Source organism: Paenibacillus sp. EPM92 (genome assembly GCF_016586185.1).
In the GTDB taxonomy this organism is placed as follows: Bacteria; Bacillota; Bacilli; order Paenibacillales; family NBRC-103111; genus Paenibacillus_G; species Paenibacillus_G validus.
Genome location: NZ_BCPS01000031.1, coordinates 1 through 13,743, shown reverse-complemented (window position 1 = coordinate 13,743; position 13,743 = coordinate 1). Strand labels below are relative to the sequence as shown.

General features: G+C 51.1%; 11 protein-coding genes. 3 read left to right on the top strand and 8 right to left on the bottom strand.

Annotation, left to right across the window (positions count from 1 at the left end; genetic code table 11):
* Positions 1-4: 4 nt before the first annotated feature.
* Both urtB and JMF85_RS05955 read right to left on the bottom strand, forming a co-directional pair.
* Complete coding sequence (gene urtB / locus JMF85_RS05960; protein ID WP_054799448.1) at positions 5-862, bottom strand: urea ABC transporter permease subunit UrtB; 858 nt, start codon at positions 860-862, stop codon at positions 5-7.
* 71 nt (positions 863-933) lie between these two features.
* Positions 934-2,175 (bottom strand): transporter substrate-binding domain-containing protein, encoded by a 1,242-nt coding sequence (locus tag JMF85_RS05955; RefSeq protein ID WP_230876116.1) that lies wholly within the window; start codon positions 2,173-2,175, stop codon positions 934-936.
* A 452-nt stretch (positions 2,176-2,627) separates the two neighbouring features.
* On the opposite strand from JMF85_RS05955, the gene JMF85_RS05950 reads away from it, so the two are divergent.
* Complete coding sequence (locus JMF85_RS05950) at positions 2,628-5,525, top strand: transporter substrate-binding protein (RefSeq protein ID WP_236595748.1); 2,898 nt, start codon at positions 2,628-2,630, stop codon at positions 5,523-5,525.
* A gap of 33 nt (positions 5,526-5,558) precedes the next feature.
* Here JMF85_RS05950 and rpoN read toward each other — a convergent pair whose 3' ends face one another.
* Complete coding sequence (gene rpoN, locus JMF85_RS05945; protein WP_201317907.1) at positions 5,559-6,866, bottom strand: RNA polymerase factor sigma-54; 1,308 nt, start codon at positions 6,864-6,866, stop codon at positions 5,559-5,561.
* A 218-nt stretch (positions 6,867-7,084) separates the two neighbouring features.
* On the opposite strand from rpoN, the gene JMF85_RS05940 reads away from it, so the two are divergent.
* A complete protein-coding gene (locus JMF85_RS05940) occupies positions 7,085-8,020 on the top strand; it encodes an aldo/keto reductase (protein WP_201317906.1) in 936 nt (311 codons plus the stop codon).
* A 106-nt stretch (positions 8,021-8,126) separates the two neighbouring features.
* On the opposite strand, the gene JMF85_RS05935 is transcribed toward JMF85_RS05940, so the two are convergent.
* Genes JMF85_RS05935 through JMF85_RS05915 form a run of 5 tightly spaced genes read right to left on the bottom strand, consistent with a single transcriptional unit; the run spans position 8,127 to position 12,696 of the window.
* Positions 8,127-9,119 carry a tripartite tricarboxylate transporter substrate binding protein gene (locus tag JMF85_RS05935; RefSeq protein WP_127608903.1) on the bottom strand — a complete coding sequence of 331 codons (993 nt, stop codon included), beginning with the start codon at positions 9,117-9,119 and terminating at the stop codon, positions 8,127-8,129.
* Between the two features lie 41 nt (positions 9,120-9,160).
* Positions 9,161-10,666 (bottom strand): tripartite tricarboxylate transporter permease, encoded by a 1,506-nt coding sequence (locus JMF85_RS05930; RefSeq protein WP_127608904.1) that lies wholly within the window; start codon positions 10,664-10,666, stop codon positions 9,161-9,163.
* A 13-nt stretch (positions 10,667-10,679) separates the two neighbouring features.
* Positions 10,680-11,156 (bottom strand): tripartite tricarboxylate transporter TctB family protein, encoded by a 477-nt coding sequence (locus JMF85_RS05925; RefSeq protein ID WP_164751896.1) that lies wholly within the window; start codon positions 11,154-11,156, stop codon positions 10,680-10,682.
* A 46-nt stretch (positions 11,157-11,202) separates the two neighbouring features.
* On the bottom strand, positions 11,203-11,841 hold the full coding sequence (locus tag JMF85_RS05920) for a bifunctional 2-keto-4-hydroxyglutarate aldolase/2-keto-3-deoxy-6-phosphogluconate aldolase (RefSeq protein WP_054796480.1): 639 nt from the start codon (positions 11,839-11,841) through the stop codon (positions 11,203-11,205).
* A gap of 60 nt (positions 11,842-11,901) precedes the next feature.
* The gene (locus tag JMF85_RS05915; protein WP_054796479.1) at positions 11,902-12,696 is read right to left on the bottom strand and encodes an IclR family transcriptional regulator; all 795 of its coding nucleotides are present in this window, start codon (positions 12,694-12,696) and stop codon (positions 11,902-11,904) included.
* A 324-nt stretch (positions 12,697-13,020) separates the two neighbouring features.
* On the opposite strand from JMF85_RS05915, the gene JMF85_RS05910 reads away from it, so the two are divergent.
* On the top strand, positions 13,021-13,629 hold the full coding sequence (locus tag JMF85_RS05910) for a P-loop nucleotide/nucleoside kinase family protein (RefSeq protein ID WP_127608906.1): 609 nt from the start codon (positions 13,021-13,023) through the stop codon (positions 13,627-13,629).
* The last annotated feature ends 114 nt before the right edge of the window (positions 13,630-13,743 follow it).

Here is a 13,743-nt window from a genome sequence, read left to right as displayed (position 1 = left end):
CCTTCTACCTCCTTTCCATCCGGAACAAACCTTCCGGCTTAAACCGAATGACTAGAATAATGAGCAGGAACACGACAATTTTCGCACCGGTTTCGCCCATAAATGTGGTCAGCAGCTGGTTGCTTTCGCCCATTGCGGCGGAGCCGAACACCGCGCCCATGAGAGACCCTACGCCGCCCAGCACGACGACCATGAAAGAATCGATCATATAGTCGAGGCCCATCGTGGGCGACACGCTCTTGATCGGCGACAGAATCGCCCCGGCCAGTCCGGCCAGCCCCGCTCCGAAAGCGAAGGTATAGGCGTCGATACGGGAGGTGTTGATGCCCAGGCATTCGCACATATCCCGGTTTTGCGACACGGAACGGAGCTGGATGCCGAACTTCGTTCTGAACATGGCGAAGGCTGTGGCCAGCACCATCAATAAGGCGATCCCTGCAATAAACAGCCGGTAATACGGCAAGGCTACGTCCCCCACGTTCATCACGCCCTGGAACGGGCTGGTCACGGATTTACCATCGGGACCGAAGATCATCCGGATCAGCTGCTGAAGAAAAATGGAGATACCGAAGGTGGCGAGCAAGGTTTCCATCGGTCGCCCGTACAAACGGCGCAGCACAAACTTTTCCAGCAGCAATCCGACCAGCGCCGTCACAATAAAGCTGACGATCATGCCGACGACAAACGGCATATGCCCCACCGTGCAGATCATATAGGTCGTGTAAGCTCCGATCATGATGAGCTCTCCATGAGCCATATTAATAATTTTCATCACCCCGAAGGTGATTCCCAAACCGATGGCGACGATCAATAAAATACCCGCCACGCTGATTCCGTCGGCAAACTGCTGCATGATGCCCATCTTGTCCTCCTTTCGGCTCGGAAGGGAGTACGGAAAAGGCATGTTCCTTTTCCGCCCCGTCCGTCACCCTTTTACTTTTTCCAGGGTTCTTCGTGATTAGGGAACAAAGCTTTGGCCCAAGGCTCGGGATAGATCGGCTCTGTAGTGCTTTGAACGATTTCGAATTGGCCGCTCGCATTGATTTTACCGATCCGCGAGTTCAACCAGGCGTGGTTGTTTTCCGCATCGATTTTGACCGTTCCCTGCGGCGCTTTGATTTCAAGTCCGGCAAACGCGCTGATAATCGTCTCGGAGTTCGTTAGATCCGTCGCCTTTTTCAAAGCTTCGGCGAGCAGCAGCGTCGAGAAGTAGGAGGCTTCCATCACCTGCGTGATCGGCTCCGTCTTGCCGTATTTCGCCTGATAGGCATCGACGAATTTTTTGTTTTCCGGCGTATCCACCGTTTGGAAATAAGCGGCCGAAGAGATGTGCCCCTTCGCTACGTCGGCGCCCATCGATACGATCTCCGATTCGGCGGTAACGGGACTCGCGATCGGCATAACGGCCGGGTCCAAACCGTAGCTCTTGTACTGCTTATAGAAGGCGGCCACGCTGTCGCCGACGAGATCGGAGAAAATCACATCCGGCTTGGCTTCCTTGATTTTGTTGATCACGGACGCGAATTCCGATTGGCCGAGCGGCACGTACTGCTCGCCGACCACTTCGCCGCCGTTTTGCTTCAGCAGCTCCTTTACCTGTTTGTTGGTTTCAACCGGGTATACATAGTCGGAACCGATGAAATAAACTTTTTTGCCTACATTCTTGGTCAGCCATGGAACGAAATCCTGAAGCTGCTGATTGGGTGTGGTGCCGGTGTAAATAATGTTTTTGGAGTATTCTTCGCCTTCATAGTAGGTCGGATAAACGAGCACGCCCTTGTACTGCTCGACGATCGGCAGCATCGCCTGGCGGCTTGCGGAGCTGTATCCGCCCACGATCGCCGTAACCTTGTCCTGCTGGAGCAGCTTCTTGGCCTTCGTCGCGGCGCCGGAAGGCTCGGAGGCATAGTCTTCCTGTACGGGGGCGATGGTTTTTCCGTTGACGCCGCCGTTTTTGTTGATCTCCTCGATGGCAAGCAGGGCCGCGTTCGCCATTCCTTTTTCCGTTACGGCCAGGGAGCCGCTCAACGAGAACAGGACGCCCACCTTGATCGCATCGCCGCCGGCTGCGGTATTCGTGGCGGCTGTGCCGCTCTGTCCTCCCGCGCACCCCGCGAGGACGGAACATGTCAGGATCATGGATAAAAGCGCCGATACGGTTTGTTTTTTGAACATTTTCACAAGTACCACTCCCATTTTCTTTTTTATGCCCAGCCTTTCTAACAACACACTGCAAACCCCTTCCCTGATTTGTTAACTAATCTTACGCATTCAGATTAGATACAAACGGCGATTTGTGCTTTCGATCTATTTAATAAGCAAATCTTGTGCCAACCGATCGAAATAATTGAAAAAAATTAAAAAAAATGATTCCGCCCTTCCCAAACACAGTTTTTATGCGGGAATATATATTACATTAAAGGTTATATATTTATTTAATTTTAACCCCTCTCCACGCCGAAATTAAAAAATAATAGGGATTGAACACAAAATGAACAAAAGTTGTGTTATAATAACTGACACATTGTAATATTATTGCTTTTTACCGTGTTTCACTTTTATTACATTTCATGGACACCAAGAGTGCGTCATATCCTATTACGAACTAAAAAGGGGCGTTATGTGACATGAACATGCAGGGCGGGGAACTGAAGGTGGGTATTTTGTTTTCCCTCACAGGACCTACGGGGATTACGGAACGGGGGCAGTATCAGGCCAGCCTGCTGGCGATCCGGCAAATCAACGAACAGGGCGGCGCCAACGGCAAACGGCTCATTCCGATTGTGGAGGATATTGCGTCGGACCCTTGCCTCGCGGCCCAAAAGGCGGAAAAGCTGATCGTATCCGACCGGGTCGCCGCCATTGTCGGCTTATATACGTCGGCCTGCCGCAAAATGGCTATCCCTGTATTGGAGAAACACGACACCCTGCTTTTCTATCCGACCTTATATGAAGGAGCCGAGCAGCACCGGAATATTTTCTACTGCGGTTCACTCCCCAACCAGCAGCTGCTGCATTTTATCCCCTGGATTATCGGACATCTGGGCAAAAGCTTTTATCTGATCGGATCGGATTACATTTATCCGCGGGAAACGAACCGGTATATCCGGCACCTGGTTGACAGCTGCGGGGGATCGATAATCGGCGAAACCTATGTCGCCCTGGGGGACACGAAGTTCAGCCAGCACCTGCAGGACATCCGCCGAGCCAGTCCCGACGTTATCTTCTCCACGCTGGTCGGCGACAGCGCAGGGGCCTTTTACCAGCAGCATTACCAATACGGCTTCAAGCAGCCGATCGCCAGTTCGATTACGGCGGAAACCGAAATCTCCGCGATCCAGCCTTCCTATGCCGCAGGACATTACTCCAGCTTTCCTTACTTTAATACAATCGACAATCCCGCCAACCGGCAGTTCGTTTCGGAATACAGGCGCACCTACGGCACGGATACGATAAGCTCGGTGATGGAAAACGCCTATAACTCGGTGTTTTTGCTGGCTGAGGCGCTGCGCCGGTCCAAGGAAACGTCCACGGACGCCATCCGCCGCGCCCTGTCCGGACTCAAGCTCGAGGCGCCCCAGGGGCAAATCGTCGTCGACCACAAAAACCAGCATTTGTGGTTAAACTCCCGTATCGCCCGGGTCGATGACAGCGGCCGGTTTCAAATCGTGTGGGAATCGGAGACGCCCCTGCCTCCCGTTCCGTTCTTTGAAGCGGAACAGAAGCAGACGGACGCCGGACAGGAGGAGCTGTTCCGGGACGTACTGGAGAAGCGGTTGACGCGCAACGAGTTTCTGCTGAAGGAATTAAAAAAGGCGACCGGATTTCTGCCCTTCACCTTCGCCTTTTTCGATCCCGAGGGCGTACTGCTGGACGTTTTTCCGGACGAGACACCGCCGGACCCGGAACTGCTCCGACTGCTGCGCCTGGGCGGCAGCCAGTGGATTCGCCATCCGTTGGACAAATCCGGCATCGGCCTGGCCTTGACCGGGCATACGCCGTCTTACACAAGCGCCGATTTGCGGGAAATACCGGGGCTGCCGTCCTGGACCTCCGCGGGGCTGCCTGTCAAAAGCGAAGCGGACACCGTCCCTATGGGGGTGCTCGGCGTCTTTATCAAAAAGGGCGGCGAAGACGATGCCGGTTACCCGCTCGAAAGCTTGTCCCGGTTAGCCGCAGCCTGCGCCGAGCTTACCCGCAAACACGACGACTACTTTTCCTTATCGAAAATGATGCAGGATGTGTCCGACCAGCTTTCCAAAAGCCTGTTCGTGCTGCGCAAAGGAAAAATCGCGTTCCATAACGAGGCGGGCCGGAATTTGTTATCGAGAAAACGCGATCTGGTGCATTCGGCTCTGTCGGATATTGCTTCGGACAACCGCGAGGAAGCGAACTACATGATGAGAAAGCAGGACTCCGACAGCTTATACGAAATTCAGATCGTCAAAAAAACGGAGTTTCACTATGTCTACTTCAAACAGTTGGGCCATCGCGCCACACCCGGCCGGAGGGACAAAAACAAGCTTACGACCAAAGAGCTGATCGGCTCTGACGGCAATTTCCTGCGGACCGTATCCCTGGCCAAATCCGCAGCGAAGACGAACGCCAACGTGCTGCTGCTCGGGGAAAGCGGTACAGGCAAGGAATTGTTCGCCCGCGCCATTCATAATGAAAGCGCGAGAAGAGATAAGCCTTTTATCGCCATCAATTGCGCCGCTATTCCCAAAGAGCTGATCAATGCGGAATTGTTCGGTTATATGGAGGGAGCTTTTACAGGGGCCAAAAAAGGGGGAAATGCCGGCAAGTTCGAAGCCGCCAACGGGGGAACGTTATTTCTCGACGAAATCGGGGATATGCCGTTCGAGCTTCAGGCCACTCTGCTGCGTGTCCTTCAGGAGAAGGAAGTGATCCGCGTAGGAGGGCACAAGCCGATTCCCGTGGATGTCCGCATCATTGCGGCAACCAACAAAAACCTGAACCAGGAAATCGCGTATAACGGGTCGTTCCGCAGCGATTTATTTTACAGGCTGAACGTGTTTACCATCGAGCTCGTGCCCCTGCGCGAACGGATCGGCGATGTCGCCGAGCTGTCCGCCCATTTCATCGAGGAACTGTCGATCGAAACCGGCCGCCCGGCAAAAGAGATTTCCCCGGAAGCCATCAAGGTGCTGATGGACTATAGCTGGCAGGGGAATATCCGGGAGCTGCACAATGTGATGGAACGGGCGTTTTATTTATCCGACCGTTCGCCCCATATCAAGGTCATCCATCTGCCGCAGTACATTGTGCACAGCCTGCAGAACGAACAGCCCGGAAATCAGCCGAATCTCGCGGAAATGTTCCAAAACTTCGACCACATCAAGGAAATCAAGCAAAAGGGAGAGGAAAGCGAGCGGAATGTGTATATCCAGGCGTTGATAAGAAACAAGGGGAATATCAGCAGGACGGCCAAGAGCCTTGGGATCTCGCGAACTACACTGTACCGGAAGCTGGAGGAGTACCAAATCAAGATCGGCAAGGAATGAACTGCCCCCCTTGCCGCTGCCGCCGAGCAGACATTACGAGCGGGCCGCGCGCCGGCTCGACGGGGCGATGCCCATCTCCTCCCTGTACTTGGCGACGGTTCTCCGGGAGATGCTGAGCCCGGCCGCCAGAAGAGCTTCCGCCAGCTGCTGGTCGGACAAGGGCTTGGCTGCGTTTTCCAACCGGATCAACTCTTTGATTTTCCGCTTGATATGATCCGCCGACACGGCCTGCCCTTCTGAGGCATAAACGCCCGATGCGAAAAAATATTTCAACTCGAATATCCCCCTCGGCGTCTGCGCGAACTTCCCGGCAACCGAACGGCTGACGGTGGATTCGTGCATGCCAATCCGCTCCGCGACTTCCTTCAGCGAAAGGGGCGCCAGGCTGCCCTTTCCCGTCCGGAAAAACTCCGCCTGCGCTTCCACGACGGCTTCCGCCACGAGCCGCAGCGTCTTCTCGCGCTGGGACAGGCATTTCAGAAGCCATTCGGCGGAAGAAAGCTTCTCCTTCAAAAACTGCCGCTCCGGGTCTCCCGCCGCCGCCAGCTCCGACATTCCCTTGTAAAAGCCGTTGATCCTTACGGACTTGGATATCGAGCGGACACGAATATCGAAACCTTCCTCCCTTTGTTCGATGACGATGTCCGGTATCACATAGTGGGGCTTGTCGGCTTGGAATATCGCCCCAGGGCGGGGAACCAGCGCCGTAAGCCGGCAGGCCGCCTCGCGGATCTCGTCGGCATCGGCCCTCAGCTCCTTGGCGATCCGCTTGATACGATTGGCCGCCAGATCCTCCAAATGTCCCTCGACGAGCCGGTAAACGAGACTGTCCACTCCGTGCGTAAGCCGCAGTTGAATAAGCAGGCATTCTCTCAAATTCCGCGCCCCTACGCCGGCGGGGTCCAGCTCCTGCACCCGGTTAAGGGCAAGGTCGACGATCGCCGGACTGATTCCGAGATCCCCGGCGACCTGCTCGAGCGGCAGCGCCAAATAGCCGTTATCGTCCAAATTGCCGATCATATACTTCGCCGCCTCGTACACTCCCGCAGGGAGGCCTGTCAGACAGTTCAGCTGGCGAAGCAGATGCTGCTCCAGCGTGGGGGCAGCGTTCGCCGCCATCGCAATGGGATCGTATTCCGGAGCAGCTGCGGAGCTCCCCGCTACCCCCCGATTATGGAGCATCGTCCCGAAATCGGCTTCCAAAACAGGGTTTTCATCGGCCTGCTGATTGATAAATTCGATCAGCTCCATATTGGAGCTTTGGAGAATATACAGGCTTTGCTGCATGTTGGCGGTGACCGCCAGCTTCTGGGTTTGTGTCAGTACGAGTCTGTTGTTCACAGTGATCCCAGGCCCCTTTCTTACAAGAAAATAACATAAACCCTCTTTTTCTTCATTAATTAACATCAATTATAATCATTTTCGGCGCAATCTCAAGAAGAAAATAACTTATTATGTTATTATATATAACATTAATAGATGACAGCCTTCCGGTTTCGGTTTTCTTTCTTCTTTTTGGTATAATGAATATATTCCAAAAAAAGGAGATGAGTGGTAACATGGGAACAAAGACACGTTTGGGGAAAACCGGGCTGTACGTCAATCCGATCGGGCTCGGCGCCAATGCGGTTGGCGGCCATAACCTGTTTCCGAATCTTAGCGACGAAACCGGAAAAGAAGTGGTGCGCACCGCGCTCGGCAACGGGATCAACTTTATCGATACGGCCTACATATACGGTCCCGAACGCTCGGAGCAATTGATCGGCGAAGTGCTCAAAGAACGGGGCCGCCGCGAAGATGTCGTTATCGCCACCAAAGGCGCGCACAAACCGGTCGACGGCAAGATGACGGTGGACAACTCCCCCGCCTTCCTGAAGCAAGCGGTCGAAAACAGCCTGAAGCAGCTGCAAACGGACTATATCGATTTGTTTTATATCCACTTTCCCGACGAGCATACGCCTAAGGACGAAGCCGTGGGCGCATTGAAGCGGCTGAAGGATGAAGGGAAAATCCGCGCCATCGGCGTATCCAACTTCTCGATCGAACAGCTGAAGGAAGCCAATAAGGACGGCTACGTGGACGTGCTGCAAAGCGAATACAACCTGTTCAAACGCGGCGTCGAGCAGGAAATCCTGCCCTATACGGCAGCCAACGGCATCTCGTTCGTCCCTTATTTCCCGCTGGCTGCCGGACTGCTGGGCGGCAAATACAACAAGGACTCGAAATTCGAGGACAGCCGCGCCAAAAACCCGCTGTTCCAAGGCGAGGAATTTGTCCGCAATCTGGACAAGGTGGAGCAGGTCCGTCAAATCGCGGAAGCCAAACATGCGGACGTGGCGCACGTCGTGCTCGCCTGGTATCTTACCCGCGACTCGATCGACGCGCTGATCCCCGGCGCGAAAAGACCCGAGCAGGTGCTTAACAACCTGAAAACCCTAGAGGTATCGCTGACCCCCGAGGATATCAGGAATATCGACCAAATTTTTCCGGCGTAACCCGCGAACTGCGGCTCTGACTCCGCTTGCGGTTTCGACAAGAACGCTGCAAGCGGGGCGTACAGCAAAGAACCCCCTTCCAATTTGGAAAGGGGTTCAGCTTAATTTACTTAAGTTTCATAGTAGGAATCAGTTCAGAGAAATATTTGAATTGTTCATCTGCAAACTTGCCAAAATCTTCAGGTCCTTTATAGATCGCGAGCATACTCCGTTCGTCCGCAAACTTTTTGAACGCATCCGATTCAACGGCATATTTCAAAGCGTCAGCCAGCACGGTTTTCACTTCATTCGGAGTACCTTTTGGCACTACAAATCCACCCCATCCTGCAAACTGAACATCAATCCCTTTTTCCTTCAGTGTCGGGACATCCGGTAAATTTTTATCCCGTTCAGCAGTCATAACGGCAAGAACCTTCAGCTTCTTGGCTTCCAGCCCGCTTTTCACTTCCCCGGTGCCGACCATGACTGCATCGACATGGCCTCCCATTAATGCGGTTACAGCGGGAGCAGCACCATCAAAAGGAATATCGGTGAATTTAACGCCTGTTTTATTGGCAAATGCGCTGGCGGCAACGTGCCATATGGAGCCTGATCCCGAATTGCCCACTTTGACTTGCTCCGGATTTTTCTTGGCGAATTCGATAAACTCTTCAATCGTGTTATAAGGAGCGTTTGCTGCAACGGTAACGGCTGCAGGAACCATCGTTGCTTGCCCAATGAGATCGAACTTGCTTGGCTCCAAATCAGAGAGTCCTAATGGTTTATGCATAGCGAACTCCGCAGGAACATATCCTATGGTGTATCCGTCTTTGGGACTGGCTTGAACGAAGGACATCCCTACGCCGCCTGTGCCGCCTGGTTTATTTACGATTACTACGGGCTTCTTAAGTTTTTCCTCCATGCCCTTGGCAACCATACGGCCTGTGGCGTCTGAAGCGCCGCCTGCAGCGAATGGAACAACTAACGTAATTTCTTTTTCCGGGAATGCTGCTTGTGAGGCTTGTCCCCCTTGCGTTCCCTCTGTTCCCTGTGTACCTTGTGTGCCACAACCAGCCAACAAACCTAAAGACAAGCTTGCAATTAATGCGATTTTTTTCATTGTTCGTTCCCCCATGAAGGTTTTTTATGGTTTAATGCATGTTACATCTCGATATCCGCGGCAAAACCGGATTTCTTTTTCCTGATTTCGGCGATGACGCTAAGAACTAGCACAATAAGAGAAATGACTAACAAGGAGCCGGATAACGGCCGTTGAAACAACTCCAGCAAGTTGCCATGAAACATTTTATACGACTGCAATAAAGAGCTTTCCATGAGCTTGCTTAATACAAACGTCAATACAATGGGTGCCATGGGAATGTCGAGTTTTTTCATGACGTAGCCGATGATGCCGAAAACAAACATGACGCCAACATCCCAGAGGCTGTTATTGACGGTATATGCCCCTAGTACAGAAATGATCAGGATAATCGGATACAGGAGCTTGGCAGGAACCATCGTAATTTTTGCCCACATCCCCGCCAAAGGCAAATTCATGATCAGCAAAAAGAAATTGCCGATAAACATACTTGCGATAATCGCCCAGACGAAGCCCGGGTTATTCTGGAACAGCACTGGCCCTGGAGTCAGCCCATGCATGATGAAAGCTCCCAAAAGAATCGCAATGGTCGGTGAGCTTGGAATTCCCAGCGTGAACAATGGAATAAGCGCTGCTCCGCAATACGAATTGTTGGCGGTTTCAGGACCGGCAACACCTTCGATTGCACCTTTCCCGAAACGTGAAGGATCTTTGGCAATCTTCTTTTCCAATGAGTAGGAAAGCAGAGCCGGGATGACAGAGTTCGTGCCCGGGATCAAGCCCGTTATAAATCCAAGCACGGTTCCCCGGCCTATAGAGTTCACCGTCGGTTTCCATTCTTCGCGTCTGGGCAGAAGCCCTTTCACTTTGGCCGGTTTCTCCGAATTTGTGAGGTTCTCCATACCAAGCAGGATCTCCGAGAGCCCGAACAAGCCCATCGCGATAGTGACTAAATCAAACCCGTTCATTAAATACGGCTCGCCGAAAGTGAACCGGACCGCTCCGGAAACAGGGTCCATCCCGACCAGAGACAATGTTAACCCGATGAACGCCGCAATCAAACCCCGAACGAGCGACTTGCCCATTAAACCAATGACCATGATGAGACCGAATACCATCAGAGCGAAAAATTCCGGCGGACCGAACCGCAAGGCAAAGTCCGCCAAGACCGGGCCGATCAATGCCAGGCCGATGATCGATACGGTCCCTCCGATGAAGGAGCCGATCCCCGCCACACCAAGGGCAACCCCTGCCCTTCCCTGCTTAGCCAAAGGATGGCCGTCCAAGCAGGTAATAACGGATGCTGCCTCTCCGGGCGTGTTAATTAGAACGGAAGTGACGGTCCCTCCATACATACCGCCGTAATAAATCCCAGCCAACATAATAATGGCGGAAACCGGTTCCATCCCAAAGGTTACCGGAATCAGCAAGGCTGTAGCCGTTGTCGGGCCAAGCCCGGGCAATACGCCTACAAACATCCCTACAGTAACGCCAATCAAGCAATACAGCAAATTCCACCAGGTAAGCGCTGTCTCGAAACCTGCAAGCAATTGCATAAGAGATTCCATTTACTTCCTCCTATTACCATCCAAACATGTTGACTGGAAGCGGAATATCAAAGAATGATTTGAACACTATAAACAATATGATGGATGTTACTGCCGAGATGGCGAGCCCCGAATACCACTTATATTCGCGAACAAGCAGAATAAAAAGCAATACGGTGCTTGCAATAATAAAGCCGGTAAAATTCACAATGAGCATAAACACAACCACCGACGCCAGAACGGACAAAATATTTCCTAACTCTCGACCCTTGGGAAAAATATCTTTAAATTGGAACACTTCTTTTTTTACCGATTGCCAGATATAAACGATAGAAATAATGATCAGAATGCCGCTCAGCCATCTGGGAAACATACCGGGACCAGGTCCGAAAGCCGTGTAATATTTCAGAGAGAAGGATTGCCAAAAAACAATGGAAGCGAAAATAAGCAACACAATACCTGTCCAAAATCCCGCATTTTTTACTAAACCGCTTTCTTTCGCATGATCCAAGCCGTTCACCTCCTTTTATTGATGTGGTTCAGGTCGAATCGGAAGACTAGCGTGCTGCGGCAACCGCCTGAAGAAACTCTTTGGCAGCAGCCGTAACCTTGCGATAGTCACCATCCTTTTGCGCCGCTTTACTAATATAGCTGCCTACCCCGACCCCTACACAGCCGGCTTGCAGCCATTCGTGAACATTCTGTGGGGTAACTCCGCCTGTCGGTGCAATCGGAGCTTGCGGTACTGGAGCTTTGACGGCTTTTATATACTGCGGTCCGACTACTTCGGCCGGGAATAGCTTCACAATGTCTGCACCCGCTTCTATACTTTCCAATACCTCTTTCGGAGTGAAAGCGCCGCTTATCGTAATGGCCTGGTAGCGATTGGCCATCTTGATCATTTCCGGATTCAGCTGCGGACTTACTAAAAGCTCAGCCCCCGCCAATATAGCCGCTCTGGCGGTTTCGCCATCCAGAATCGTACCCGCGCCAATTAAAACGTCGCTATATTTGTCAGCTAACGTGCGAATCACTTGGAGTGCATTCGGCACACTCATCGTGATTTCCAGTACTTTAATTCCGCCTTCTATCGCAGCTTCCGCAACAGCCAGCGCTTCCTGTTCGTTATCGGAACGGATAATGAGGACGATTCCGCTTTCATAAATCTTGTTTAGGTTCTCTAGCTTTCTCCACATAGTATGTCCTCCACGTTGTTTAATATTTCATTTGAATAATGCCATCCGTTTCCGCTTACCTTACATAGGATCCATATACAGCCTCTCGCCGCTGTAACCGAGCTGACGAGAAAGTTTCAACGCCGTTTCTTTGACCAATTTCACGATCATCTCTTCACGCTCTGGCGTCATGTTAGAACGGATGCTGGCCACACTAATCGCAGCAACCGGATTATTCGATTGGTCATATATGGCCGAACCGATACAATACATCTCCAAATTATCTTCACGGTCATCAATCGAGTAACCTCGTTCGCGTATTTCCTTCATATCCTGTAAAATATCCGGCAAAGTCACTTTCGAATACGGTGTCTTCCCCTCAATTTCACCATCACCCAGGATGTATTGAATCTTATCCGTAGGAAACGCTGCCAACAAGGCTTTCCCAAGACCTGTAGTGTGCATGAATCGTCGAGAACCCAGTTTGGCAGTCGGTCGCATGACCGAGTAATTTTCCGCTTTATCCAAGTAAACAATCTTACCTTTGTCTTCAATCCCCAGAAAAACGGTGCTGCCGGTCTGTTTGTTTAATTCTTCCAGAAAAGGCCTTGCTCGCTGCGGAAGTCCCAAGTTGGACAGATACTTACTGCCCACTTCAAATGCACCCAACCCTAGACGATAACTTTTTAACCGCACGTCATCCATCTCTATAAAACCTTTATAGAGCAAGGTTTGCACCAATTCAAAACCACTGCTTTTAGGGAGGCCTAACCCCGTACAGATTTCATTCAGGGTTAAGGAAGAACCACTATTAGCAAGTAAGTATAAAAGATCTACCACCCTCTCAGCCGATTTATTCATACGAAACTTTTCCATAGACTCTCCTTTTGAATCATGATATACATTCGGTTCGCATATGTGAATCAATTTCGCCATTTAGAACTTTCAACGTAATTATAAATAGAAACACTGATGAATTCAATATCCTCCTTCAAAAATATTTCTACGGAGTTCTGCTGGGACATTATGCATGTTCTCTATATGAAAAGTGTAAAACGGGATTGAAATACTTAGTGGAATTGATATACTCTATATATAACGATTCACAATCACGAATTAAGTTCACATATGCGAACAACAAATAAGAAGCGCTTTATTAGCGCCGATGCCTTTTAACATGACTTCTTGGAGGAACGTAACTTGGAACCTACCGTCATTTTTTTGATTGGTCCTGCGGGATCTGGAAAATCGACTATCGGTAAACTGATCTCATCTAAGTACAATTGTTGTTATCTTGATAAAGATGTGGTTTGCAACAAATTAACCGGCCTCATCCTGGAATCGAACGGGTATTCGCCTCATGAGCGGGACGGCTGCACGTTTTACAGCGATGTCGTTATGGATCTTGAATACCAAACCTTGCTTGATATAGCCAATGACAACCTGCAACTTGGCAGGTCCGTAGTATTGGATGCCCCTTTCCTTGGCTACTTTTCTAACAGAAATTATATTCATGAGCTAAAAGAGAAGTATGACTGGCAGAACGTCAAACCGTTAGTCCTGCAAGTCACCGTTGATTTTTCAGTATTGAAAGAAAGAATGCAAGCCCGCGCGCTGGAAAGAGACGCTTGGAAATTCAGCAATTGGGACACCTTTATACAAAGCATTCAAGAAAAGCAGTGTTTATGGGAAGGCATTGAAATCTTACAATTTGATAATAGTTCTGCAACGGTCGACTTGGACAAGCTATATCACATATTGCCTTTTACACCTGCCCAAGGTTCCTCCGCTCTCCCTCCGCGGCCCTGAACGAACGGCTATGTGATACCCTTGTCTAAAGCCTTGATTACGGCTGCCTTCGCCATTCGGGACTAGATAGCGCCCAGGCGAGAGTAACATAAAAAAGTCCGTATAGAAGCGAAT